Here is a 24,271-nt window from a genome sequence, read left to right as displayed (position 1 = left end):
CGGACCGGCCTGAGCCAACCCCGTGAAATCGTAGAAATGTGATGAGCTGTTGCATTATTGATGCCGTGCCAGCTGCTCGCGAATCTTCTCCAGCGTGCTGGTGAATTCCGTCAGCCGCCTGCGTTCCGTTTCCAGCACGGCAGGCGGCACCTTGGCGACGAAGGTTTCATTCGCCAGCTTGGCCTGCACCTTGACCAGCTCGCCTTCAAGCCGCGCCGCTTCCTTGCCCAGCCGGGCTTTTTCGGCGGCCACATCGACTTCCATGTAAAGGCAGACGCGCGCATCGCCGACCACGGCCACGGGCGCGGCCTCGGCGGCCAGCACCCATTCGGCCTCGGTAGCAAACAGCTTGACCTCGCTGAGCTTGGCCAGTGATCTGAGCACGGGCGCCACGGCATTGATGAAGGCGTTGTCGCCCACGACCAGCAGCGGCAGGCGTGTGGCGGGCGAGACCTTCATTTCGCCGCGCAGGTTGCGGCAGGCATCGACCAGTGTTTTCAGCTTCGCGACATGCGCCTCGGCCTGCGGGTCGATCTTTTCGGGCTGGCTTTGCGGGTAGGGCGCCTGGCCGATGAACGGCCCGGCCTTGCCGGCCACGGGCGCGACCTTTTGCCAGAGTTCCTCGGTGATGAACGGAATCAAGGGATGCGCCAGCCGCAGGATGCCTTCAAGCGTGCGGATCAGCGTGCGCCGCGTGGCGCGCTTTTGCGCGTCGCTGCCTTGCTGGATCTGCACCTTGGCGATTTCCAGGTACCAGTCGCAGAACTCGTCCCAGATGAACTGGTAGATGTGGCCGGCCACGTTGTCCAGGCGGTAGTCGGCAAAGCCCTTGGCGACTTCCAGCTCGACGCGCTGCATGGTCGAGGCAATCCAGCGGTCGGCCTGCGAGAAGTCAAGGTAGTTTTCCATCTCGCCGCCGGGCGCACATTGGGCTTTGGTGTGCTCGTTCAAGCCGCAGTCCTGGCCTTCGCAGTTCATCAGCGTGAAGCGGGTGGCGTTCCAGAGCTTGTTGCAAAAGTTGCGGTAGCCTTCGCAGCGCTTGCTGTCGAAGTTGATGCTGCGGCCCAGGCTGGCCAGCGACGCAAAGGTGAAACGCAGCGCATCGGCGCCGTAAGCGGGAATGCCGGCCGGGAATTCCTTTTCGGTGTTCTTGCGCACCTGCGGCGCGGTTTCGGGCTTGCGCAGGCCTTGCGAGCGCTTGTCCAGCAGCGGCGCGAGTTCAATGCCGTCGATCAGGTCCACCGGGTCAAGCACATTGCCCTCGGACTTGCTCATCTTCTTGCCCTGCGCGTCCTTCACCAGGCCGTGGATGTACACGTGCTTGAACGGCACCTGGCCGGTGAAGTGCGTCGTCATCATGATCATCCGGGCGACCCAGAAAAAGATGATGTCGTAGCCGGTGACCAGCACGCTCGAAGGCAGGAACAGATCCAGCTCTTTCGTCTTTTCCGGCCAGCCGAGGGACGAGAAGGGCACCAGCGCCGATGAATACCAGGTATCCAGCACGTCTTCATCGCGGCGCAAGGTTTTGCCTGCGGCCTGGGCTTGCGCGGCGGCTTCGTTTTCGGCCACATAAACCTTGCCGTCTTCGTCATACCAGGCCGGAATCTGGTGGCCCCACCAGAGCTGGCGCGAGATGCACCAGTCCTGGATGTTGCCCATCCACTGGTTGTAGGTGTTGACCCACTGCTCGGGCACGAACTTGACCGCGCCGCTGTCCACCGCGTCAATGGCTTTCTGGGCAATGGATTTGCCGGTCGGGTCTTGGTCGCTGACCTTGTTCACGGCGACAAACCACTGGTCGGTCAGCATCGGCTCGATGATCTGGCTGGTGCGGGTGCAGCGCGGCACCATCAGCTTGTGTTTTTTGACCTCGACCAGGAAACCCTGCGCTTCCAGGTCGGCCACGACGGCCTTGCGGGCGACGAAGCGGTCCATTCTGCGGTATTTTTCGGGTGCGTTGTCGTTGATGGCGGCGTCCAGGCTCAGCACGCAAATGATGGGCAGTTGATGGCGCTGGCCCACCGCATAGTCGTTCGCATCATGTGCGGGCGTGACCTTGACCACACCGGTGCCAAAGTCCTTGTCCACGTAATCGTCGGCAATCACCGGAATAGTGCGGTCGCACAGCGGCAGCGTGACTTGCTGGCCGATCAGGTGCATGTAGCGTTCGTCTTCCGGATGCACCATCACGGCCACGTCGCCCAGCATGGTTTCGGGGCGCGTCGTGGCGACCGTGATGTCGCCCGAGCCGTCGGCCAGCGGGTAGCGGATATGCCACATGAAGCCGTCTTCTTCCTCGCTTTCGACTTCCAGGTCGGACACGGCGGATTTCAGCACCGGGTCCCAGTTCACCAGCCGCTTGCCCCGGTAGATCAGTCCCTGTTCGTACAGCTGCACGAAGGTCGAGGTAACGACCTTGGACATTTTCGGGTCCATGGTGAAGTATTCATGCTTCCACGACACCGAGTCGCCCATGCGGCGCATCTGGCGCGTGATGGTCGAGCCGGACTCTTCCTTCCACTCCCAGACCTTGCTGACGAAGTTCTTGCGCGCCTCGGCGGGGCTGGTGCCCATGTCGTGGCGGGTCTTGCCGGTTTCGGATTGCAGCTTGCGCTCGACGACGATCTGCGTGGCAATGCCTGCGTGGTCGGTGCCGGGCACCCACAGCGTGTTGTCGCCGCACATGCGGTGGTAGCGGGCCAGCGAATCCATGATGGTCTGGTTGAACGCATGGCCCATGTGCAGCGTGCCGGTCACATTCGGCGGCGGCAGCTGGATGGCGAATGACGGTTTGGCGGCGTCCAGCGTCGGCTCGTACTGGCCGCTTTGCTCCCACAGCGGCCCCCAGTGCTTCTCAATCTCGGCAGGCTCGAAGGACTTGGCAAGGCTGTCGAGTCCCGGCGTGGGGGGAAACACCTTGACAGCGTCGGTGGCAGGGGCGGTCGGGGCAGGGGGGGCAGCTTGGGTCATGGGGCAATGAAAAACGGCATCGCAGGGATGCCGCCTTGGGTTGTGTGTGGAATGGGCGGGCGCGGGGCTGAGAAAAATAGGCCTGATTTTATTCGACCGGGCTGACCTGCATCGCGGTGCAGCGACGCTCAAGCGCAGGGCTTTGAAACCTGCCGCATGGGTTGGCGGTTGTAGCTGTGTAAAGTCAGGCCTTTTGTGTATTCTGAAGAATTCGAAACATGCTGTTTTTGCTGTCCCCCGCCAAAGCCCTCGACTACGCCACGCCCGCTGGCCATGTGCCGCACAGCCAGCCGCTGTTCATCCGGCAGGTCGCCGAGCTGATCGGCGTGATGCGCGCCAAGTCGCCGCAGGAAATCGCCTCGCTGATGAAGCTCTCGGATGCGCTGTCCGCGCTGAATGCGGCGCGCTACGAAGCCTGGTCGCCCCGCTTCACCGCCAGCAACTCGAAGCAGGCCGCGCTCGCTTTCAATGGTGATGTGTATGGGGGGCTGGACGCGAAAACCCTGAGCGAAGCGCAACTGGAGTGGGCGCAGCAGCACCTGTGCATCCTGAGCGGCCTGTATGGCGTGCTGCGGCCGCTCGACTGGATGCAGCCTTACCGGCTGGAAATGGGCACGCCGCTGGTGACGGCGCAGGGCAAGAACCTCTACCAGTTCTGGGGCGCGCAGATTGCGGACTACCTGAACGAACGCGCCGCCTCCGACGTGTCGCCCGTGATCATAAACCTGGCCAGCGAGGAATACTTCAAGTCGGTCAGCCGCAAGGTGCTGAAGGCGCGGGTGGTGACCTGCGTGTTCGAGGAATTCCGGGGCGACCGGTACAAGGTCATCAGTTTCATGGCCAAGCGCGCACGCGGCCTGATGGTGCGCTACGCTGTTGAAAACAGGCTGACCACGGTGGATCAGCTGAAGGGTTTTGAGGTGGAAGGCTATGCATTCGATGCCGGCGCGTCGGTCATCGACCGGCTGGTGTTCAGGCGCTCGCAGGGCGCTTGAATTTGCCACAGCGCCCGCTCACGATGAATATTGGTCAATCATCAAGTTTCCGCTTGTCAATACTGCATATACAGCTATGAAAAAAAGAGCAAACGGCATCGATATCGAAATCGAGGACAGCGGCCCTGGCTTTGATGCACAGGGCCGGCCGCGTCCTGCCGTACTGCTCATCATGGGCCTGGGCATGCAGCTGATTGCCTGGCCGCCGGCCCTGGTGCAGGCCTTGCTTGACGCGGGCTACCGGGTGGTGCGTTTTGACAACCGGGACGCCGGGCTGAGCCAGCATTTCGATGCGCTGGGCAAGCCCCGGGTGCTGTGGGCGGGGCTGAAATACCGGCTCGGCTGGCGCATCACGCCGCCTTACAGCCTGCGCGACATGGCGCAGGACGCGCTGGGCGTGCTTGATGCCCTGGACATCGGCAAAGCACATGTGGTCGGCGCGAGCATGGGCGGGATGATTGCCCAGCGCCTGGCCTTGCTGGCGCCGGCACGGGTGCTGAGCCTGGCCAGCGTCATGAGTTCGAGCGGCGCGCGCCCGGGCCTGGCCCCGAGGTCAGCCGCGTGTTGATGAGCCGGCCCGCCGGCAAAGGACTGGATGCGGCCATCGACCATTCGGTGCGTGTCTTCAAGGCCATTGGCAGCCCCGGCTTCCCGATGCGCGACGCCGAGTGGCGCGACCTTGTCGGCGCGGCCGCCCGGCGCAGCCTGCACCCGGTCGGCATCATGCGGCAGATGGTCGCCGTGCTGGCCGACCGCAACCGCGCCGATGAACTCGCCGGGCTGAAAACCATCCCGACGCTGGTGGTCCACGGCAAGGCCGACCCCTTGGTGCCGTTCGCCTGCGCCGAAGACACCGCCCGCCGCATTCCCGGTGCGCACCTGGCCGGCATCGACGGCATGGGCCATGACCTGCCGCCCGGCGTGGTCGAGCGCCTGCTGGCCTTGCTGATTCCGCACCTTGATGCGGCCAACCCGACAACCTCTGCACCGAAACATGAACCTTCCTGAGCATTCCGAACTTGGCAAATCGTCCGCCTACGTGGACCAGTACGACGCATCGCTGCTGTTTCCGATTCCGCGCCTGGCCAAGCGCGAGGAAATCGGTGTGGGCGCCGCGCCGCCGTTTTTCGGCGCCGACCTGTGGACCGCGTTCGAGCTGAGCTGGCTCAACCTGCGCGGCAAGCCGCAGTTGGCGCTGGCGCATTTCACCGTGCCTTGCGAGTCGTCCAACATCGTGGAAAGCAAGTCCTTCAAGCTCTACCTGAACAGCTTCAACAACACCCGGTTTGCCGATGCATCCGCCGTGCAGGCGCGGCTGCGCGCCGACATCAGCGAAGCCGCCTGGCGCGGCGCACCGCATGCCGCGACGGTGGGCGTGAGGCTGCTGCTGCCCGAGCTATTTGACCGCGAGGACGTGGCAGAACTCGACGGCTTGAGCCTCGACCGGCTCGATGTGGAATGCACCCGCTACACGCCCGCACCCGACCTGCTGAGCGCCGTGTTTGACGAGCCGCCGGTGACCGAGGTGCTGACCAGCAATTTGCTGAAAAGCAACTGCCTGGTGACCGGCCAGCCCGACTGGGGCAGCGTGCGCATCAGCTACAGCGGCCCGCAGATCAACCAGGAAGGGCTGCTGCAGTACCTCGTCAGCTACCGCAACCACAACGAATTCCACGAGCAGTGCGTCGAGCGCATCTTCATGGACCTCTGGACGCGCTGCAAGCCGGTCAAGCTGACGGTGTATGCGCGCTACACGCGACGGGGCGGGCTCGACATCAACCCGTTTCGCACCAGCCACCCGCAGGCCATGCCGCCGAATGTGCGTACGGCGCGGCAGTGATTGCTATTTAATCGATAGCTGATCACGATTATGGGGTGTGCGCAAAGTGCTGTTTTTGCTTGCAGATATCGGCTTGCGCTTCGCCAGGCCGACCTGCGAAACTGCGAAGCTCTTGCGCAGGTCGGGTTAGCCGAAGGCGTAACCCGACATTTCCCGCTTTTTTGGCCAAGTAACAATTCCAGACGTGTTCCAGCGCCAATTTGTAGGACGAATTCGCCTCTAACCCTGTTTTGAATTTCTCCTGAATCCGGTTTGCAGCTGGTTGACGTACCTTCTGGCACAGCAACCGCTGTAAACCCGAAAACAAGGAGATCAACATGAAAACGAAAATTGGGCGTATCGCCAGCGCGTGCCTGCTGCTCGCCGCCGCCGGCGGCGCCATGGCGTCTAGCCACCGCGAAGCGCCGTTCATCACCACCGCCCCCAAGGTCGATGGCACCGACTTCTACATGTTCAACAGCTACGAGGCGGGCAAGACCGGCAACGTCACGCTGATTGCCAACTACCTGCCGCTGCAGGATGCCTACGGCGGCCCCAATTATTTCTCGCTCGACCCGAACGCGCTGTATGAAATCCATCTGGACAACAACGGTGACGGCAAGGAAGACATCACCTTCCAGTTCCAGTTCAAGAACGAACTGGCCAACAATGGCGCCGGCATCACCTTGCCCATCGGCGGCAAGAACGTGTCGATTCCCCTGCGCCAGGCTGGCGCCGTGACCAATGCCCCCGACGCGCCGCTGAGCTACACCGAAAGCTTCACCCTGAACGTGGTACGCGGCGACCGCCGCAGCGGAAAACGCGAGGCCGTCACGACCGCTGGTGGCGGCAAGACCTTTGGCAAGCCGATCGACTACATCGGCACCAAGACCTTCCCCGGCGGCAGCTACGAAGGCTATGCCAACTCCTACATCCAGAGCATCAACATTCCCGGCTGCGCCACGCCCGGCAAGGTATTTGTCGGCCAGCGCAAGGAAGCGTTCTCGGTCAACCTGGGTGTGATTTTCGATTTGGTCAACGCGCCTGCTTCCTTCATCACCAACGAGGCCAATGCGGCAGCAGGCGGCAAGTTCGGCGAACTGGAAGACAAGAACGTCACCTCGCTGGCGCTTGAAGTGCCGGCCAGCTGCCTGACGCAGGGCAGTGAAAAGGTCATTGGCGGCTGGACCACGGCCAGCCTGCGCCAGGGCCGCCTGCTCAATGGCGCACCGCCGTCCGGCCTGCAGGCCAGCGAAAAAGCCGGTGGTGCCTGGACGCAGGTGTCGCGTCTGGGCATGCCGCTGGTGAACGAGGTCGTGATCGGCTTGAAGGACAAGGACAAGTTCAACGGTAACAAGCCGTTCAACGATGCCGCAAACTTTGCCGACTACGTGACCAATCCGACGCTGCCCGCGTTGCTTGAAAAGCTGTTTGGCGCCAAGGCGCCCACCAACTTCCCGCGCACCGACCTGATGAGCGCCTTCCTGACCGGACTGCCCACGGTCAACCGGCCGGCCAACATCACGGGCCTGGGCATGGGCGGTCCGCTGGCCGAGATGCTGCGGCTGAACACGTCGATTGCTGCCACGCCAGCTGCTTCGCAAAATGCGCTGGGCGTGGCGGCAGGCGACAACGCCGGCTTCCCGAACGGCCGTCGCCTGGGCGACGACGTGGTGGACGTGTCGCTGCGGGTGGCCATGGGCGCGCTGTGCGTGCTGACCGGCGACACCGACAAGCTGAAGGTGGGCTGCAAGCCCGCCGATGCACCGGCCGGCGGCGTGGCCTTTGTGGACGGTGTGCGTGCCAGCGCGACCGACTTCAAGCAGGTTTTCCCTTACCTCAACACCCCGCTTGCGGGCACCAAGTAATTGGCCCGCCAGACAAGGAAACACCATGTTCACCATTAACGCAAGACTGATGGCCGGCGCCGCGCTGTCCGCCGCGCTGCTCGCCGGCTGCGGCGGCAACAACGACGACCATGGCGCCGGTGGTCCGCCGCCCGGGCCGGTCGCCCAGACCATCACCGATGTGGTCGGCTACATCAACGGACTGATCGCCAGCAATGGCGAGAACACCGACCCGGTTGACGTCAACCCGCTGACCCTGGCGGCTGACGACACCTCGGAACCGGCACCCTTGCAGTAAACGCAAGGGGTGATGTGGCCCGGCAGTCGAGATGCATCGATTGCCGGGCCATTTTTTTTTGTAAATTTTTTGGGTGATGGCAGCGCACCGGCTTGTGGGCCGGTGTGCTGCGCCTGATGTCTGCGCCGATGAAAGCACCGAAGATGCAACGTTTTTCCAAACTCATGGCGCTGGCAGGTTTGCTGCTGGCGGTACAGATCAATGCCGCAGCGGCGACTGCGGTGCAGCCCGTGCGCGACGATGAAGTTCTGGAAGTCCTGCCGGCCGTGACGCGCCATCGTCCGGCACAGGCAACTGCGGCGTCGCCAGCCAGCGTGCAGGCCAGTGATCCGGTGGCGGCGGCAAAGCAGGCCCGGGAAGACATTGGCGTGGCCCGGCAGACCGGCGACACACGCTATTGGGGCCGTGCGCAGGCGACGCTGGCCCCGTGGTGGGACCGGCCTGATGCACCCGCCGATCTGGCCGTTTTGCAAGCCACCGTGCAGCAGGGCCGGCATGAATTTGCGGCGTCGCGAAAGGTGCTCACGGCGGCGCTGGCGCGCGCACCCGGCCACGCGCAGGGCTGGCTGAACCTGGCGTCGCTCGAACGCCTTTCGTCCCGCTATGCCGAGTCGCTGGCCGCCTGCGATGCGGTGGCGCGTGCAGGTCAGGCGCTGTATGCCGACGCCTGCCGCCTGGAGACCCAGTCGCTGCAGGGCCAGAACCCGATGGCAGGGCAAGGCTTTCAGGCGCTGATCAACCAGACCACCGATGCCGGCCAGCGCAGCTGGTTGCTGTCGCTGCTGGCGGAAAGCGATGAGCGCTCTGGGCGCGATGCGCAAGCCGCCGACGCCTACACGCGCAGCCTGGCGGCCGAGCACGATCTTTACACCGCCATTGCCTTCAGCGACCTGCTGCTGCGCACCGGCAAGACCGCCCAGGCGCTGAAGCTGCTCACGCCGCTGCCTGAAACCGATGCCGTCGTACTGCGCCAGGCCACCGCCTGGAAGCGCCTGGGGGATGCGCGCTGGAAAGCCGGGCGCCAGGTGCTGCAGTCGCGCATGGACGAGTTGGCGCGGCGCGGTGACGACACAACGCTGCACGGGCGCGAACTGGCGCTGGCGGCCTTGTGGCTGGACGACGATGCAGCAAGTGCGCTGCCATTGGCCAGGCGCAACCTCCAGCTGCAGCGCGAGCCGCTGGACTGGTGGGTCGCGCTGCAAAGCGCCAGGCAGGCCAATGACAAACTGGCGCTGGCAGAAATTGGCAGTGCCATTCAGGCGGCCGGCCTGCATGATGTGCGACTTGCGGCCATCGCCGCCACGGCCAAGGCCGCCAAATGATGCGGGCGCTGCTTCGCCCGCTGAGGCAAACCGGCTGGCTGCTGGCGCTGGCCCTGGGGCTGGCTTGCAGCCCCGCACGGGCGCACAAGGGCAGTGATGCCTACCTGGAGGTGCAGCAGCCAGCCGCCGAAAGTGCCGAAAGCGCCGGATCGCTCCGGGACCTCAGGTTCGTGCTGGCGGTGGCGATTCGGGACCTGGACCTGGTCGTGCCGATGGACGCCAATGCCGACGGCCGCGTGACCTGGGGCGAAGCCAAGGCCGCAACGCCGCAGGCGCTGGCCTTGTTCAACCAGCAGGCCAGGCTGGAGGTGCCCGCTGGCGCGCCGGGAGCGTGCCGGCTCGATTGGCAAAGCGACGGCCTGGAGCGCCGCAGCGATGGTGTTTATCTGCGCGCCGCAGCAACCGCCCGCTGCCCCGCCGGACAAGCCCTGCGCTTTCACTATGTACTGCTGAAAGACCAGGATTCGACCCATCGCCTGCTGGTGGCTGGCCGCATTGGCGGCAAGGACCTGCTGAGCACCGTGTCGCCGCAGCAGGGCAGCCTGTTGCTCAGTTCCGGGGTGACAAGCGTAGCAGTGGCCGAAGGCGGTGCGCAGGCCCAGAGCCCCGGCGCCTCCAACCGCTGGTCGGCGCTGCGCGACTATTTCAGCCTCGGGGTTCACCATTTGCTGCAGGGCTATGACCATCTGGCTTTCCTGCTGGCGCTGGTGCTGCCGCTGCAGCTGAGTTTGCAGCGCAGTCCACCCGCCGCGCTGCTGCGCGAGCATCCTGAGCGCAGGGCGGCGGTCTATGCCAACCGTGCCACCTGGATGGCCCTGCTGCGCACCGTGACGGCCTTCACGGTGGGCCATTCCATCACCCTGATATTGGCGACGTTTGGCTTGACGCAGGCGTCGCCGCTGTGGGTCGAGCCGGCGATTGCGCTGTCGATTGTGGTGACCGCGCTGCTCAACCTGCGGCCGGTGAAATGGATCCGCTTTGACGTGCTGGCGTTGCTGTTTGGCATGGTCCACGGCTTTGGCTTTGCCGGCCTGCTGCTCGAAGCCGCAGCGCCCGGCGGGCTGCTGCCCTGGGCGCTGGCCGGGTTCAACCTGGGCGTGGAAGCCGGTCAGCTGACGGCCGTGCTGGGCTGGGTGCTGGTGTCGCAGGTGCTGGTGGGCAGGTCGTGGTACGCCCAGGTGGTGGTGCGCGGCGGATCGGTGCTGCTGGTCCTGCTGGCCAGCTGGTGGTTCTGGCAACGGATCGGTTGATAGGCGGGTTAATGCTATTGAATCAATAGCTGCTTGCGCCAGCCCGGTATGCGCTACAGGCCGTTTTCATTGAAATATTGAAGTGCGGCGAGGTCGGGAAAGCTGCCGGCGCGCTTTTCCTTCATCGCCCGCATGGATTCGCGCACATGCTGGTTGCTCCAGATCGCGCCTTGCAGCCAGCCCATCTGCTTGAGCGCGTCGTCCACCGAATGGTCGCGTGCGTAATGCACCGCCTGCTTGGTGCCCCAGATGGCAACGGGCGGCTTGGCGGCAATCTCCCTGGCGCATTGCATCGCGCCAGCCAGCAGGGCTTCGGGCGAGTCGAACACTTCATTGACCAGACCATAGGCCAGCGCCCTGGCGGCGCCCAGCTTGCGGCCGGTATAGGCCAGCTCTTTCACCACCGCCAGCGGCATCAGCTTGGGCAGGCGCTGCAGCGTGCCCACGTCGGCCACCATGCCGATGTTGATTTCCTGGATGCAGAAAAACGCATCGGCCGTGGCATAGCGCAGGCAGCAGGCCGTCACCATGTCAACTGCGCCGCCAATGCAGCCGCCCTGGATCGCGGCTATCACCGGGATGCGCAGGGTTTCGAGTTGGGTAAACGTGGCCTGCATGCCGGCCAGCAGGTCGAAGATGGCGGCGCGGCCTTCGGCGCTCTGGTCGTCCAGCGTGCTGCTGCCGGCAAAGGTGTCCAGCGCCATGCCCGCGCTGAAATGCTTGCCGGTGCTGGAGATCACCAGCACGCGGGCGTCGGCCGACTTGTGCAGCTGCATCAGCACCTGGTCCAGCTCGCGCCAGAAAGCCGGGTTCATGGTGTTCAGCGTATCGGGGCGGCTGAGCACCAAGTGGGCAATGTGCCCGGAAATGGTCAGTTTGAAGCAGGTGAGATTGTTCATGTCCGCACTTTAATCAGCGAAGCAGATCAATCCAGTCACACCTGAGACGCTGCGACGCATGGGCGCGCGCACGCCAGTACACATACAGGCTGGGTGCGTACATGCCCAACAGACACAGCGGGTAGGCCCAGTCGGCGTCGAAGGCAAACGCAGGCAGCCAGCCCATCCAGCCCGTCATCCACAGCGTCAGCACCGCCTCCCAAACCTGGCGCTCCAGCGGATGCGCACCGTACTGCGCTTCACGCCACTGCTTGACGCGCTGCAGTTGCGCCAGCGTGACGCGGTCCCAGGGCCTTCTGTTCTGAAACTGGCCGGTTGATGACATGAAAACCTCCATGCGAGGCGTTCAAAGTAAGTTTCGAGAAAGTTTTTGTCAACGCCGATTGGCACCGTATTTGTGTCGGGAGGTTTAACTCCGGCGTCGGCGAGGCACCACGCCAAGCTGCATGCCCAGCTTGCCGGGCAACGCCGACACGCTGAACGACTGTGGCGCCAGGTCGATCAGCTGGTCTGCCTGCCAGACCTTCACCTGCGCTGCGCCCTCGGGCAGGTCGTCGAACACGGCCAGCCCTTCGGCGCTGGTCTTGGCGGCCCAGGGCGTCTCGCTGGCATAGACATAGCCGCGCATCGAGCCATGAATGAAGCAGCCCAGCAGCGTGGCGCTCAGCGCGCCTGCCTTGGGCAGCGTGACCTCGGCGGGTTTGGACGGCTTGCCGGCGCTCTTGCCTTCAAGGCGCAATTCAAAGCCCGCCTGCGTGGCATTGAACTGGCCCAGGCCCGCAGGCGACGAACGCACATGGTGGTCCCACGGGTCGTTGTTGATGAAACTCAGTTTGGCGCCCACGGGCACCAGCGTCACGTTGGGCAGGAACTGCATTTTTTCCTGCGTGATGGTGGCCTGCGCGGGCAACGCTGTCTTGGGCTGTGCCGATTTGTCAGATGGAAAGACCCGCACGATGGCGTCAGGCACGGGTTTGCCTTCCTTGTCAACGACCGCAACGCTCAGGCTGCCGGCCAGCGCGCCTGTGCATAGAACCAGCAAGGCGCTGGAAATCAGTAATTTTTTCATGATGCTTCCTGTTTAGCGAACCGTGATGGTGTCGCTGTGCATGGGTGCCAGCAGGGCCAGCATCTGGTTTTGCCGGGCAAAGGCAATTCCTTGCGCGTCCATGCTGCGCTGCAGTACCTCGACCAGCGCATGAAAGTCCGACTTGCGGATGTCCAGTTCGGCATGTGCGGTTTTCATGTCGGCGCCCTGGTAAACGCAGGGACCGCCGCCGAGCGCACAAAACTGCTCGACCAGTTGCTCCTTGACATGCTGCTGGTTGGCCGGCTTGAAGTGCGGGCCGGTGCGCGGGTCCGCCAGCAAACGCGTCATGAAGTCGTCCATCAGCGTCACCAAGCCGGCTTTTTCGCCAAAGGCTTTGTAGAGCTGGTCGTTCATTGAAGTCGTCTGGGCGCTGGACAGGCCAGCTGTCAGGCAGCCGGCTGCGGCCAGGATGAAAGCGAGAAGGGGTTTTTTCACGGGGATTCCTTGCGTGGGGTCGGCGGGCGTGGGTTTAGAAAGCGGCCTGTGCCGACAGGTAGTAACCGGTCTGCCGGCGGCTGCCGGTGGTGGCCGGCACGATCACGCCCAGATCGACATAGGCCAGCGTCAGCGAAAAATGCTTGTTCGGCGCCCAGGCGATGAACACATCCTTCCAGTCGCTGGCGCGCAGGCCATTGCCCAGCCCGGCGACGCGGCCGGCGTTTTCCAGCCGGTTGCGCATGAAACGGTATTCGGCGCCCACGGCAACGTTACGGCTCAGCAGATAGGCCGCTGAAAGCTCGGGCTGCAGGCGGTAGCCGCTTTCGTCGCCGCCCAGCCTGGCGCCAAAGCCCAGCAGGCCGTTCTGGTTGGCCTGGGTGGCGCGCAGCGTGCCATTGAGCAGCAGGCTCTGGCCCAGCAGCAGCTTGGTGGCGCTGACGTAAAAATCGGTGCCGTGGCGTTTGGCGCCCAGTGCATCCAGGGTGGCATCCAGGCCGGTCGAGCCGAGTTGCCGGAACTGCACGCCAACGGCCACCTGTGGCACCAGCGTGTCGCTGTCAAGCACCGCGTCGCCGAGCACGCGCAGCTTGGCGCCGACGATGGTCTGTTTCAGGTGCAGGCCGGGCAGGCCCAGCGCCGTGCCGGTGCCGCGCGTGTCCAGGTCCTGCTGCGCGATGGACAGCTCGTAGCGGTCATGAATGCCGACGGCCGCGCCGTAGCTGTTCAGGCCGTAGTCGCGCGTGCCGACTTTCGTCAGATAGGCCGAAGCGCCCACTTCGCCTTCGGTCGCATTGCTGCCTATCACCGCCCACGGCGTGAGTCCGCCACCGGCCGCGCCTTCGATCGTGCTGACGCCTCCGGTCAGCAGCAGTTTGCCGGTGTCGGCCTGTGCGTTGGCGCTGCCCAGAAGCAGGGCGCAGGCTGCAAGCAGCGCAAAGGCGGGTCGGGTGTGCATCAAGGTTCGGTCCTGGCTAGTCGTATGAAAACGTGTTTTGTGTGAGCACTTGATACGCAGTCCATGCGGGGCTGGATTCACCGGGCTGCCTGTTCAGCCTGCAAGCAACGGATCAGCTGGCAATTGGGCAGAAAATTTTTATGTCAAAAAGACATTTCCCGCTTGCTGCAATTCGATTGTTTGCTATCAGGAAAATAGCGGAAAAGATTTTTTTCGCCGATGCAGTGATCGCTTGGCAAAGATCACCGAATTTTCGTCCGTGAAGGCCATGGTAGTTGGCCAGAATTGTTGGGTTTTTTCGGCGCTCTTGATGGCCACTGCCTTGGCAGTGGCCGCATTGGCCGGCAGCTTCGGATTAGCGCAGGCGCAAACCGGACCTGCAGCTTCCAGCACCACCCCGGGCAGCACGACCGGCGCCGGCGCGACAGGCATTGGCGGGGCCTCCGGCATGGGTGGTACAGCCACGGTTTCCGGCGCCAACATGAATTCGGGTGCTGGCATGACGAGCAACAGCAGCGGCGGCACAGGCACTGGCACTGGCACGGGCTCCACCATGGCCACGCGCCTCGCCCGAGCAGACCGCAACTGAAATGGTTTTTTCAGGCGGCCTGACAGGGCACGCCGTTGACTTCCCCGAAGGCACCTTCCACCAAGGCAGATGTCTCGGGGATGTTCTTTTTTGCTGATGCAATGCTGTCAGGACAGCGCGGTGTCCAGCAGCATCATGACCACGAAGCCGACCCTGTGTATCTTGTGGATCGTCTGCGCATCCGCGGAGCAGGCCTGCACCGCCTGATCGCGTGAAATTCAACTATTCGCAGGCTAGCGGACGCCGTCTCAACAAAAATGGACTCAGGGTGATGCACCATGTGGCCCACCACCCTGGTTCTCGGGGCTTTCCCCGCCGGCTCGGCACTTTTTCCGTGTCACTGTCCAGTTGCTGCACTTTGCCGGGCATGGCGCACTGCCCCGGTTAGAAAAGTGTGTAGTTCACTATGGTTTTGGTAGCTGCCTGCGCCCGTCCGGTCTGCGCAGAAGGGCTTTTTTCTTCATAAACAGGCGCCTGACCCGCTTTTGTCAGCGCGCCGGCGCGAACCCCGAGCAATCGCAACCGCTGATCCAGCGGCACGCGCTTGAGGCACTGGCCGGCAATCTGGCGAATGGTGCGGGCGTCGTCGGTATGGGCCGGTGCTGTCTGGTCGCGCGTGGCAATCCTGAAGTCGTTGTAGCGCAGCTTAATGCCGATGGTCCTGGCGACATAGCCCTTGTGCTGCAAATCGGCTGCCACCTGCTCGCACAGACGGGTAAAGATCGCGCCCAATTCGGCCTTGTCACGCACCGCATGCAAATCGCGCTCGAAGGTGGTTTCGCGGCTCATGCTGACCGGCTCGCTGGTCGTCTCGACCGGGCTGTCGTCGCGGCCCCAGGCCACCTCGTGCATCCAGGCGCCCGAAGCCTTGCCAAACTGGCCGATCAGGAATTGCCGGTCCTGCGCGGCCAGCTCGCCGATGGTCTGGATGCCCAGGGCGGCCAGCTTTTCACCCGCCTTGGGGCCAATGCCGTTGATCTTGCGCACGTTGAGCGGCCAGATGCGGCCTTGCAGATCGGCCTGCTGGACAATCGAAATGCCGTTGGGCTTGTCGAACTCGCTCGCCATCTTGGCCAGCAGCTTGTTGGGCGCCACGCCGATGGAGCAGGTCAGGCCGGTCTTTTCAAAGATCGCCCGCTGGATCAGCCGGGCCAGCGCCCGTCCGCCCTCCCGCTGGCCACCCGGCACGTCGGTGAAGTCGATGTACACCTCGTCGATGCCCCGGTCCTGCACCAGGGGCGCGACCTCGGCAATCGTGCTTTTGAAAAGTCGCGAGAAGCGGCGAATCTCGTCGAAATCAACCGGCAGCACGATCGCCTGCGGGCACAGCCGGGCCGCCTTCATCAGGCCCATGGCTGAACCGACGCCAAATTGACGCGCAGGATAGGTGGCGGTGGTGATGACGCCCCGGCCTACGTAGTCTTTCAGCAGCGGGAATTCAGCCACCGGAATAAAGCGCAGCGCCCGCTCGCCATGCTGGGCCATCAGCGCTTCATCGACCGTGCGCCGCCCGCCGCCAATCACCACCGGCAGGCCCTTGAGCTGCGGATAGCGCAGCAGCTCGACCGATGCGAAGAAGGCATCCATGTCAAGGTGGGCAATGCGCCGGGGCAGGGCGGGGAGCTTGTGGGCGGTTGTTGCAGGCTCGGGAGTCACAGCACAGGATTGTGCCGCGCTTCGGGCGACGCTTTCGTGGCAGAAAGCCCTTGCGCCGCCGGGTGCGAATGTTCTGCAGCTTGTTTTCCGTTCAGGCGCCACGCTGCCATTGGAGTCAACGTCCTCAAGGAGTAAAAACCCTGCGGTCTGTCGGCAGATATATTTCCCGTCATCGGCTATTGATTTCATAGCTGCTTGCACAAGCCCGGCATGCGCCAAGGGCTGATTGAGGCCATGAAACCAGTTCGCCATCCACCTCGCGGGGCGACTCGTCAGTTCCGCCGCAGGTGCAGGGGTCACAATCACGGCACGCAAATTGCGCGTTGAGGCGGCGTTTTTTTTCCGGGCAACGCAGCCCCCGTTGTTGAACTTTCCAGAGGTGTTTTCGTGACCGTTCCCATTGCCTTGTCCCGCCGTTCCATGCTCCACACCGCGCTGGGCGCTGCCGCTGCGCTGGCCCTGGCCAGCCCGCAGGCGCTGGCGCAAAAGGCCTGGCCGGCCAAGCCGATCCGCTGGATCGTCGCCTACCCGGCCGGTGGCGGCCAGGATTTCCTGGCGCGCCACCTGTCCCTGCAGATGGGCAGGCAGCTCGGCCAGTCCATCATCATCGACAACCGCCCCGGCGCGGCCGGCATCATCGGCACCGACGCGGCGTCCAAGGCGCCCGCCGACGGCTACACGATGGTGACGGGCGACAACGGCGCCATGGTGCTGAACACCGCGCTGTACAAGAAGCTGCCCTACAGCCCAGACGACTTCACGCCGCTGGGCTACATGGCCGGCTTTCCGCTGATTCTGGTGGTCAACCCCGATAGCCCGTTCACCAGCGCGCGCCAGTGGCTGGCGGCGGTCAAGCGCTCTCCGGGCGTTTACAGCTATGCCTCGCCCGGCGCCGGCAGCCCGCACCACCTGGCGATGGAGCTGATCAAGGAGCGCACCGGCAGCTACATCGTGCATGTGCCCTACCGGGGCACGGCCATGGCGATCCAGGACGTGATGGGCGGGCAGTTGCCCATGATGATCGTCGATACCGCCGGCGGCCTGGCGCAGATTCGCGCCGGCAAGGTGCGCGCTCTGGCGGTGTTGTCGCCCCAGCGCATTGCCGCCTTGCCCAACGTGCCGACGCTGGCCGAGTCGGGCGTGCCGAATTTCTCGGCTGTCGCCTGGCAGGGGCTGTTTGTTCCGAAAGGCACGCCGCCCGACATCGCGGCATTGCTGTCGGCCGAGATGCAAAAAGCCATCCTGGTGCCGGAAGTGAAATCGCGGCTGGAGGAGTTTGGCCTGGAAGTCGCGCCGTCCAACGGACCACAGCTGGCCAGCTTCATCGGGCGTGAAACGAAGTTCTGGCACAAGCTGATCCGCGAACGACACCTGTCTCTCGACTGAGCAGGAGGCTGCGGGGACAGACCAGCATCCTGGCACGCTACACGCTTGCCCTTTGACCAGCGCTGGACGGGTGTTTGATTCTTGACGACGGGGGCTGACAGCCGGTGGCCGCTTTCACCGACACCGCCGGCAAGTGCATGCCTGAAGAATGAGCGGTTCAACCCTTTTCAAGGAAACCGCCGCCATGAACACCGTCACCACTCTCGACCAGACCGAGTTGTACGTCAAGGACTGGGGCAGCGGCCAGCCCGTCATCCTGCTGCATGGCTGGCCGCTGTCGGCCGACAGCTGGGACGACCATGCCATGGCACTGGCGGACGCCGGCTACCGTGCCATCGCCTATGACCGTCGGGGTTTTGGCCGTTCCTCGCAACCGTGGAGCGGCTACGACTACGACACGCTGTCCGACGACCTGGCCGCCGTGATCGAGCAGACCGGCGCGCAGGATGCGGTGCTGGCCGGCTTTTCGATGGGCGGCGGCGAGGTGGCGCGCTACATGTCGCGCCATGGCGGCAAATCGGTGGCCAAGGCGGTGCTGGTGTCGTCGGTCGTGCCGTTAATGCTGAAAACCGACGACAACCCCAAAGGCACGGCCCAGGCGGTGTTCGACAAGATGACCCGGGGCATGAAGGAAGACCGCGCCGAATTCTTCGGCAAGTTCTTCGAGGATTTCTACGGCGTCGGCATGCTGTCCAGCCCGGTCAGCGACGAAGTCATCGACTGGTCGCGCCAGGTGGCGATGCAGGCCAGCCTGAAGGCCACGCTGGCCTGCGCGGCAGCATTTGCCACCACCGACTTCCGACCGGACCTGGCCGCATTCAAGGTGCCGACACTGATCATCCACGGCACCGGCGACAAGACCGTGCCGATCGACGCCGCCGGCCGGGCAGCGGCCAAGGGCATTGCCGGGTCAACCCTGCTGGAATACGAAGGCGCGGCACATGGCCTGCTGGTCACCGAGAAGGAGCGCGTGACGCGCGATCTGCTGGATTTCCTCAAGCGCTGATCAAGCGCTGTCAACCTGGGCGCAGAGCTGCCGCCTCCAGGCTGCGGTCAAGGGTTCTTGAAGTCGAACGTCCCTGGCAGCAGGATGCTTTTGTCCACTGTGTTGATGTCGGTGCGGCCGCAAAACGCCATGGTGATGTCGAGTTCCTTGTGGATGATCTGCAGCGCCTTGGTCACGCCGGCTTCGCCCATGGCGCCCAGGCCGTACACCATGGCACGGCCAATCAGCGTGCCGCGCGCGCCCAGCGCCCAGGCCTTGAGCACATCCTGGCCGGAACGGATGCCGCCGTCCATCCACACTTCGATGTCCGGGCCCACGGCTTCGACGATCTCGGGCAGCGCCGAGATGCTTGACGGCGCGCCGTCGAGCTGGCGGCCGCCGTGGTTGCTCACGACGATGGCGTCGGCGCCGCTTTGCACCGCCAGCCGGGCGTCTTCAACATCCTGGATGCCCTTCAGAATCAGCTTGCCGCCCCATTTTTCCTTGACCCAGGCGACGTCGGCCCATGACAGGCGCGGGTCGAACTGCTCATTGGTCCAGGAGGCCAGCGAATTCATGTCGCTCACGCCCTTGACATGGCCGACCAGGTTGCCGAAGGTGTGGCGGCGCGTGCCGGCCATGCCCAGGCACCAGCGCGGCTTCATCATGAGGTTGATGATGTTGGCAATCGTCGGCCGGGGCGGTGCCGTCAGGCCGTTCTTCAGGTCCTTGTGGCGCTGGCCGATGACCTGCAGGTCCAGCGTCAGCACCAGCGCATCGCAGCCGGCCTTGCGGGTGCGCTCGATCATGGCGGCCATGGCCTCGCGGTCGCGCATCATGTAGAGCTGGAACCAGAAAGGGCGCTGCGTGTTGGCGGCGATATCCTCGATCGAGCAGATGCTCATGGTCGAGAGGATGAAGGGAATGCCGAACTTTTCAGCCGCCTTGGCCGCCTTGATCTCGCCGTCGGCATGCTGCATGCCGGTCAGGCCGACGGGCGCAATCGCCACCGGCATCTTCACGTCGATGCCGACCATTTTCGTGGCCGTGGTGCGGTTTTCCATGTTCACCGCCACGCGCTGGCGCAGCTTGATCTTCTGGAAATCCGCCTCGTTGGCGCGGTAGGTGCCCTCGGTCCACGAGCCCGAATCGGCGTAGTCGTAGAACATGCGCGGAACGCGTTTTTGCGCCAGTACGCGCAGGTCTTCGATGTTGGTGATTACGGTCATTTGGCTTGTCTCCTGAAGCATCTGATGCTAGCGGTTTGAGCGCGTTTGGCGAGTGAATAAATTTTGCAGGGAAGAAATTTATTTCAACTGTCCACGGGTGGCGGGTTTGTGGCGCACCCGGCGGTTCAAGGGGCCATGGGCTGGGTAGCGGCTTGACAAGGGCAGGTGCAGGCAAGCCTGTTGACACGCATCAGTGTTTGTTTTTCACAAGCTCGCACAATGAAATTGTCTCCACTTCAAAGAACCATCTTGCTGACAAACTCCGGATTCCTTCCGACCCTTCCTGACTCCCTGGTGCATGAAAAGCCACGGCCCAACACCCTGAGCCAGTTACTCAAGGCGGCGCAGATCCTGGAGTCGGAACCCGTCATCACGCTGGCGACGGCCCTGGAGCAGCTGGGCGTGCTCCATCCCCGCGAGATTCAGATGCTGGCCGATGAGGACCCGCAATTGTTGCGCAGCCGTTCCCACGAACTGGTCGAGCGGCTGCTGATGACGCCCGAAGACCTGCACCATGCGCTGGCGCGCACCGCCGGCATCGTCGAGGTGGATGCCGCCCACTTCATGCTGCCCGACCATGTGTTCGATGCGCAGCTGCTGCAAAAAATGCGTGCCCATGACCTGCTGTTCCTGGGAGAAGCCGATGAAACGCTGATCGTGGCAACCTGGTACCCCACCGACGAAACCATGCGCAACCGCCTGCGCAGCCTGACCAGCCGCAGCGTGCGCCTAGTCTGGGCCGACCGTGATGCGATTGCGGCGCGGCTTGAACGCATGGACCCTCATGCGCCCATGATGGCACCCGAGCATGACCTTTTCAAGATGCACCAGGCCTTTGTTCGCAAGGCATTGAACACGCCGCCTGCGGCCACCAATGCCGTCAGCGTCCACGACGAAGGCATGAAGCCACTGGTGAGTGAAACCGGGCGGGGCCAGGGACAGGGACAGGGCGAACCGCAAGCGGCTGATGAATCCGGCGTGTCGCCGGACATGGTGCAACTCGTCACGCGCCTGATCCTGGACGCGCAGGCGCTGCATGCGTCGGACATTCACATCGAGACCAATCCTGGCGAGGAATTCACCCGCATCCGCCTGCGCCGCGACGGTGACCTGGAGCTGTACCAGAAGCTTTCGCCCGCGCTGCGATCAGCCATGGTTTCGCGCATCAAGATCATGGCCCGGCTCGATATTTCAGAGCACCGCAGGCCGCAGGACGGAAAGATCAGTTTCAGCGAGCTCGGCGGCGATCCGCTGGAGCTGCGGGTGTCCATCATGCCCACGCACGACGGCATGGAAGACGTGGTGATGCGGCTCCTGGCCTCGTCAAAGCCGGTGCCGCTGGGCAAGCTGGGCCTGCAGCCGCGCGATGCCGAAGCGGTGGCGCGCATGTCGGCGCGCTCCTTCGGCCTGATCCTGGCGGCTGGTCCGACCGGGTCGGGCAAGACCACCACGCTGCATTCGATGCTGGCCGAGATCAACACCGAGGAGCGCAAGATCTGGACCGCCGAAGACCCGATCGAGATCACCCAGGCCGGCCTGCGCCAGGTGCAGGTCAATCCGAAGATCGGGTTGACGTTCGCCAGTGCCATGCGCGGGTTTTTGCGGGCCGACCCGGATGTCATCATGATTGGCGAAATCCGTGACACCGAAACCGCCAAGATCGTGATTGAAGCGTCGCTGACCGGCCACCTGGTGCTGTCAACGCTGCACACCAACAGCGCTTCCGAGAGTGTCGTGCGCCTGCTTGACCTGGGCATGGACGCGATGAACTTTGCCGATTCGCTGGTCGGCATCGTCGCCCAGCGGCTGGTCCGGTCACTGTGTCCGCATTGCGCGCAAAAGGAAGCGATGCACGCCGAGCAGTTCGCCGAACTGGTCCGGGAATATGTGCATGCCTCGCCTTTGAGCGAGGAAGAGGGTGCCCGCCGCCTGCTGGCCGCCGCCGGGGTACAGACGCCCAACGAGATCGAGGCCAGGACGGCGCAGGGCTGCGACCGCTGCGGCGGCAAGGGCTACAAAGGGCGGATGGGCATCTACGAAATCCTGGAAAACAGCCCGGCCATACGTCTGCTGATCCAGCGCAATGCCAGGCCCACCGAAATATACGAGTCCGCCATCAGCGCCGGCATGCGCAGCTTGCGCCATGACGCACTTGAAAAATACGTTCAGGGGCTGATTGATCTGCGCCAGGCGCGCATGGCCTATCTGTGATTTGGTTTCTGAATGGCGGCCCGTACACCGGCACCTCGGACCTCGATCCGGATCTCGTCAGCCACCTGGCCACCGGCGTCCAGCAGCTGCACCACATGCCGGCCCGGCCAGGGCAGCCAGCGAACCTCGGTGCCGCGCGCAAACTCCCGGCCGTCCATCCGCCAGCGCAGGCTGTGCCCCTGCGCGCTGAACGTCAGGCGCTGGTGCGCCGGCGGAATGTCCGGGTCCAGCGCGATGATGGTGCCCGACGCGGGCGCGGTGATGCGCGGCGGCGTTGCGGAATTCAAGGCTTTCAGGCCTTTTCCGCCCGTCCTGCCTACACTTTCAGCTATTGAATCCATAGCAAATAGCGATTGTTCGGTGCCCTGGATGAACCATTCGCTGCGCGCCGCTTCCAGCTGGCTGCCAAACGTCGTGCGGACCTGTAGCACACCCGGCGGCGGGATGGGCGCGCGACTGGGTTCGGTCTGGTGCAGGTGGTTCATCAGCGCCGCCCAGACCGGCGCGGCGCCACTGGTGCCGCTGACGTCCCACATCGGCGCGCCGCTGGCATTGCCGACCCACACGCCGACGGTGTAGCGTTGCGAAAAACCCATCGCCCAGTTGTCGCGCATGTCCTTGCTGGTGCCGGTTTTCACTGCTGTCCAGAAACGCGTCGCCAGGATGGAGTCGGTGCCGAAGGTGCGGGCGCGCGCCAGCGGGTCGGCCAGGATGTCGCTGACGATGAAGGCGGCGCGCGGGTCAACAGCTGCTTTCGCCCCAACCGGCTCAAGGGAGGAGCGGGCGCCAGTCGGGGAAGCGGGGTCTGAATGAATTTCGGCGGTTTTGCGCCCTCTCCCCATGGGAGAGGGCAGGGGTGAGGCTTCCCCGAATTGAACCTCGCCAAAGCGCCCGCCATTGGCCAGCGTGCGGTAGGCGTTGGCGAGCGACAGCAGCGACACCTCGGCGCTGCCCAGCGCCAGGCTGTAGCCGTAGTAGTCACCCGACTCCGTCAGCGGCAGTCCGACGGCGCGCAGCTGCCGGTGAAAGGCCTCGGGCGAGACCATCACCAGCGTGCGTACGGCCGGCACGTTGAGCGACGCGGCCAGCGCGGTGCGGCTTGAGACCAGGCCCTTGAACTGGCGGTCGTAGTTTTGCGGAATGTAGAGGCCGCCCGCCGTGGGGATTTGCGCCGAGGAGTCCTCCAGCAGCGACGCCGCCGTGAGGCGCCGCTCGGCAATCGCCTGCGCGTACAGGAAAGGCTTGAGCGTCGAGCCCGGCTGGCGCAGCGCCAGCACGCCATCGACTTCGGCGGCGGCGCTGAGCGTTCCCGAAGAACCCACCCAGGCCAGCACCTCGCCGCTGGCGTTGTCGAGCACGACGACGGCGCCGTCCTCGACATGGCGGCCGCGCAGCTCGCGCAGGTGCTGCTGCAGGGTTTGCACCGCAAAGCGCTGCAGCGGGGCGCGCAGGGTGGACGTGATGGTTTGGGGGTTCGGGTTCGGGGCCTGTCCCCGCGCCACAAGCCGGCGCGCCAGATGCGGCGCCATCCCTTCGCTGGCCTGAAAATCCCGGCGCTGCAGTGCGCCCGTGGCAAACAGGTCCAGCCCGTCGCAGTCGATCTTCGCGCCGGGCTGCATCAGTTTGAGCACACCGCAGGCGCGTTGCGCCACCTGCGCGGCCCTGGCATTGGGCGCGCGCACCAGCGCTGCGGCCACGGCGGCTTCGCGCTCGTCCAGCCCGTGCGCCGCCTTGCCAAACAGCGTGCGGCTGAGCGCGTCGATGCCGACCAGCTCGCCGCGAAACGGCACCAGGTTAAGGTACGCCTCCAGGATCTGGTCCTTGCGCCAGCGTTGCTCCAGCACCTGGGCGGCAAAGGTCTGGCCGATTTTTTGCGTGATGCTGCGTCCGCTGTTGCTGGCGCGCAGGTCGTCATCCATCAGCCCGGCCAGCTGCATGCTGAGCGTGGACGCGCCCCGCGTTTTCGTGTTCCACAGGTTGGCCCAGGCCGCACCGGACACCGCCCGCCAGTCCACGCCGCTGTGTTCGTAAAACCGCTTGTCCTCACTGAGCACCAGCGCTGTGCGCAAGGCCGGCGAGATGTCGGCCAGGGCGATCCATTGGCCGCGCCGCACACTGGCATCGGTTCGCACGCGCTGGAGCAATTCGCCGTTGCGGTCGAGTATCAGGGTGTCGGACGGCTTGAAATCGCGCTTTATTTGGTCAAAAGTGGCTGCTGCGCAAGCGGATAGGGCGCAAGAAGCTATTAAAAAAATAGCAAAAGTGCTTTTGAGGAAAAAATTTCCCTCACGGCGGGTGCCCTGTGGCCATCGAGTGCTGTGCTTCATGC

At 64.2% G+C, this 24,271-nt stretch carries 22 protein-coding genes; 12 read left to right on the top strand and 10 right to left on the bottom strand.

The features are described from left to right. Positions 1–54 precede the first annotated feature (54 nt). Entirely contained in the window at positions 55–2,973 is a 2,919-nt protein-coding gene (locus GZ092_RS04415) for a valine--tRNA ligase (RefSeq protein ID WP_293634736.1), read from the bottom strand. Between the two features lie 218 nt (positions 2,974–3,191). Here GZ092_RS04415 and yaaA point away from each other — a divergent pair, with 218 nt between their 5' ends. The 8 genes from yaaA (at position 3,192) to GZ092_RS04380 (ending at position 10,504) form a co-directional block, all read left to right on the top strand. Next, positions 3,192–3,968: a peroxide stress protein YaaA gene (gene yaaA / locus GZ092_RS04410; protein ID WP_293634734.1), complete on the top strand. Its 777-nt coding sequence runs from the start codon at positions 3,192–3,194 to the stop codon at positions 3,966–3,968. A 76-nt stretch (positions 3,969–4,044) separates the two neighbouring features. Then, positions 4,045–4,536 (top strand): alpha/beta fold hydrolase, encoded by a 492-nt coding sequence (locus tag GZ092_RS21210; RefSeq protein ID WP_363254246.1) that lies wholly within the window; start codon positions 4,045–4,047, stop codon positions 4,534–4,536. Beyond that, positions 4,536–4,976 carry an alpha/beta hydrolase gene (locus tag GZ092_RS21205; protein WP_363254244.1) on the top strand — a complete coding sequence of 147 codons (441 nt, stop codon included), beginning with the start codon at positions 4,536–4,538 and terminating at the stop codon, positions 4,974–4,976. The genes GZ092_RS21210 and GZ092_RS21205 overlap by 1 nt, the downstream gene beginning before the upstream one ends. After that, entirely contained in the window at positions 4,963–5,808 is an 846-nt protein-coding gene (gene queF / locus GZ092_RS04400) for an NADPH-dependent 7-cyano-7-deazaguanine reductase QueF (protein ID WP_293634732.1), read from the top strand. The genes GZ092_RS21205 and queF overlap by 14 nt, the downstream gene beginning before the upstream one ends. 317 nt (positions 5,809–6,125) lie before the next feature. Then, positions 6,126–7,655 (top strand): DUF4331 domain-containing protein, encoded by a 1,530-nt coding sequence (locus tag GZ092_RS04395; RefSeq protein WP_293634730.1) that lies wholly within the window; start codon positions 6,126–6,128, stop codon positions 7,653–7,655. Positions 7,656–7,680: 25 nt separating this feature from the next. Beyond that, positions 7,681–7,932: a hypothetical protein gene (locus tag GZ092_RS04390; protein WP_293634728.1), complete on the top strand. Its 252-nt coding sequence runs from the start codon at positions 7,681–7,683 to the stop codon at positions 7,930–7,932. A gap of 143 nt (positions 7,933–8,075) precedes the next feature. Next, entirely contained in the window at positions 8,076–9,254 is a 1,179-nt protein-coding gene (locus GZ092_RS04385; protein ID WP_293634726.1) for a hypothetical protein, read from the top strand. Then, entirely contained in the window at positions 9,251–10,504 is a 1,254-nt protein-coding gene (locus GZ092_RS04380) for a HupE/UreJ family protein (RefSeq protein ID WP_293634724.1), read from the top strand. The genes GZ092_RS04385 and GZ092_RS04380 overlap by 4 nt, the downstream gene beginning before the upstream one ends. Before the next feature lie 53 nt (positions 10,505–10,557). On the opposite strand, the gene GZ092_RS04375 is transcribed toward GZ092_RS04380, so the two are convergent. The 6 genes from GZ092_RS04375 to GZ092_RS04350 form a co-directional block, all read right to left on the bottom strand. Further along, on the bottom strand, positions 10,558–11,403 hold the full coding sequence (locus GZ092_RS04375) for an enoyl-CoA hydratase-related protein (protein ID WP_293634722.1): 846 nt from the start codon (positions 11,401–11,403) through the stop codon (positions 10,558–10,560). 13 nt (positions 11,404–11,416) lie between these two features. Then, a complete protein-coding gene (locus GZ092_RS04370; RefSeq protein WP_293634720.1) occupies positions 11,417–11,728 on the bottom strand; it encodes a hypothetical protein in 312 nt (103 codons plus the stop codon). Between the two features lie 84 nt (positions 11,729–11,812). Further along, entirely contained in the window at positions 11,813–12,472 is a 660-nt protein-coding gene (locus tag GZ092_RS04365) for a plastocyanin (protein WP_293634718.1), read from the bottom strand. A gap of 12 nt (positions 12,473–12,484) precedes the next feature. Further along, the gene (locus GZ092_RS04360; RefSeq protein WP_293634716.1) at positions 12,485–12,928 is read right to left on the bottom strand and encodes a group 1 truncated hemoglobin; all 444 of its coding nucleotides are present in this window, start codon (positions 12,926–12,928) and stop codon (positions 12,485–12,487) included. A 34-nt stretch (positions 12,929–12,962) separates the two neighbouring features. Next, entirely contained in the window at positions 12,963–13,886 is a 924-nt protein-coding gene (locus GZ092_RS04355) for a DUF3034 family protein (RefSeq protein WP_293634977.1), read from the bottom strand. 186 nt (positions 13,887–14,072) lie between these two features. Continuing rightward, positions 14,073–14,441: a hypothetical protein gene (locus GZ092_RS04350; RefSeq protein WP_293634714.1), complete on the bottom strand. Its 369-nt coding sequence runs from the start codon at positions 14,439–14,441 to the stop codon at positions 14,073–14,075. 69 nt (positions 14,442–14,510) lie between these two features. On the opposite strand from GZ092_RS04350, the gene GZ092_RS04345 reads away from it, so the two are divergent. Continuing rightward, a complete protein-coding gene (locus tag GZ092_RS04345) occupies positions 14,511–14,690 on the top strand; it encodes a hypothetical protein (protein ID WP_293634713.1) in 180 nt (59 codons plus the stop codon). Positions 14,691–14,859: 169 nt separating this feature from the next. Here GZ092_RS04345 and GZ092_RS04340 read toward each other — a convergent pair whose 3' ends face one another. Beyond that, positions 14,860–16,062 carry a DNA polymerase IV gene (locus GZ092_RS04340; protein ID WP_293634975.1) on the bottom strand — a complete coding sequence of 401 codons (1,203 nt, stop codon included), beginning with the start codon at positions 16,060–16,062 and terminating at the stop codon, positions 14,860–14,862. A gap of 456 nt (positions 16,063–16,518) precedes the next feature. Between GZ092_RS04340 and GZ092_RS04335 the strand changes: the two genes are divergently transcribed. Together GZ092_RS04335 and GZ092_RS04330 are read left to right on the top strand one after the other, a co-directional pair. Beyond that, on the top strand, positions 16,519–17,517 hold the full coding sequence (locus GZ092_RS04335; RefSeq protein WP_293634712.1) for a tripartite tricarboxylate transporter substrate binding protein: 999 nt from the start codon (positions 16,519–16,521) through the stop codon (positions 17,515–17,517). Positions 17,518–17,701: 184 nt separating this feature from the next. Beyond that, the gene (locus tag GZ092_RS04330) at positions 17,702–18,523 is read left to right on the top strand and encodes an alpha/beta hydrolase (protein WP_293634710.1); all 822 of its coding nucleotides are present in this window, start codon (positions 17,702–17,704) and stop codon (positions 18,521–18,523) included. A 47-nt stretch (positions 18,524–18,570) separates the two neighbouring features. On the opposite strand, the gene GZ092_RS04325 is transcribed toward GZ092_RS04330, so the two are convergent. After that, positions 18,571–19,731, bottom strand: coding sequence for an alpha-hydroxy acid oxidase (locus tag GZ092_RS04325; RefSeq protein WP_293634708.1), 1,161 nt, complete (start codon positions 19,729–19,731; stop codon positions 18,571–18,573). 249 nt (positions 19,732–19,980) lie between these two features. Here GZ092_RS04325 and GZ092_RS04320 point away from each other — a divergent pair, with 249 nt between their 5' ends. Next, positions 19,981–21,942, top strand: coding sequence for a GspE/PulE family protein (locus GZ092_RS04320; protein ID WP_293634706.1), 1,962 nt, complete (start codon positions 19,981–19,983; stop codon positions 21,940–21,942). Here GZ092_RS04320 and pbpC read toward each other — a convergent pair. After that, positions 21,933–24,269 (bottom strand): penicillin-binding protein 1C, encoded by a 2,337-nt coding sequence (pbpC, locus tag GZ092_RS04315; protein ID WP_293634704.1) that lies wholly within the window; start codon positions 24,267–24,269, stop codon positions 21,933–21,935. The two genes, GZ092_RS04320 and pbpC, sit on opposite strands and share 10 nt — an antisense overlap. Positions 24,270–24,271 lie beyond the last annotated feature (2 nt).

It is taken from the genome of Polaromonas sp. (assembly GCF_010365105.1).
Classification (GTDB): Bacteria; Pseudomonadota; Gammaproteobacteria; order Burkholderiales; family Burkholderiaceae_C; genus Polaromonas.
The sequence above is the reverse complement of the archived record's forward strand: the minus strand, read 5'-3'. Positions and strand labels throughout refer to the sequence as shown.

Excerpts from the sequence above, each read along its gene's own strand:
- GZ092_RS04365 (WP_293634718.1), bottom strand. The coding sequence starts at position 12,472 with ATGAAAAAATTACTGATTTCCAGCGCCTTGCTGGTTCTATGCACAGGC.
- queF (WP_293634732.1), top strand. The coding sequence starts at position 4,963 with ATGAACCTTCCTGAGCATTCCGAACTTGGCAAATCGTCCGCCTACGTG.
- GZ092_RS04415 (WP_293634736.1), bottom strand. The coding sequence starts at position 2,973 with ATGACCCAAGCTGCCCCCCCTGCCCCGACCGCCCCTGCCACCGACGCT.
- pbpC (WP_293634704.1), bottom strand. The coding sequence starts at position 24,269 with ATGAAGCACAGCACTCGATGGCCACAGGGCACCCGCCGTGAGGGAAAT.
- GZ092_RS04325 (WP_293634708.1), bottom strand. The coding sequence starts at position 19,731 with ATGACCGTAATCACCAACATCGAAGACCTGCGCGTACTGGCGCAAAAA.
- GZ092_RS04375 (WP_293634722.1), bottom strand. The coding sequence starts at position 11,403 with ATGAACAATCTCACCTGCTTCAAACTGACCATTTCCGGGCACATTGCC.
- GZ092_RS04330 (WP_293634710.1), top strand. The coding sequence starts at position 17,702 with ATGAACACCGTCACCACTCTCGACCAGACCGAGTTGTACGTCAAGGAC.
- GZ092_RS04355 (WP_293634977.1), bottom strand. The coding sequence starts at position 13,886 with ATGCACACCCGACCCGCCTTTGCGCTGCTTGCAGCCTGCGCCCTGCTT.
- GZ092_RS04350 (WP_293634714.1), bottom strand. The coding sequence starts at position 14,441 with ATGGTGGAGCCCGTGCCAGTGCCAGTGCCTGTGCCGCCGCTGCTGTTG.
- GZ092_RS04380 (WP_293634724.1), top strand. The coding sequence starts at position 9,251 with ATGATGCGGGCGCTGCTTCGCCCGCTGAGGCAAACCGGCTGGCTGCTG.
- GZ092_RS04340 (WP_293634975.1), bottom strand. The coding sequence starts at position 16,062 with ATGGATGCCTTCTTCGCATCGGTCGAGCTGCTGCGCTATCCGCAGCTC.
- GZ092_RS04370 (WP_293634720.1), bottom strand. The coding sequence starts at position 11,728 with ATGTCATCAACCGGCCAGTTTCAGAACAGAAGGCCCTGGGACCGCGTC.
- GZ092_RS04395 (WP_293634730.1), top strand. The coding sequence starts at position 6,126 with ATGAAAACGAAAATTGGGCGTATCGCCAGCGCGTGCCTGCTGCTCGCC.
- yaaA (WP_293634734.1), top strand. The coding sequence starts at position 3,192 with ATGCTGTTTTTGCTGTCCCCCGCCAAAGCCCTCGACTACGCCACGCCC.
- GZ092_RS21205 (WP_363254244.1), top strand. The coding sequence starts at position 4,536 with ATGAGCCGGCCCGCCGGCAAAGGACTGGATGCGGCCATCGACCATTCG.
- GZ092_RS21210 (WP_363254246.1), top strand. The coding sequence starts at position 4,045 with ATGAAAAAAAGAGCAAACGGCATCGATATCGAAATCGAGGACAGCGGC.
- GZ092_RS04385 (WP_293634726.1), top strand. The coding sequence starts at position 8,076 with ATGCAACGTTTTTCCAAACTCATGGCGCTGGCAGGTTTGCTGCTGGCG.
- GZ092_RS04390 (WP_293634728.1), top strand. The coding sequence starts at position 7,681 with ATGTTCACCATTAACGCAAGACTGATGGCCGGCGCCGCGCTGTCCGCC.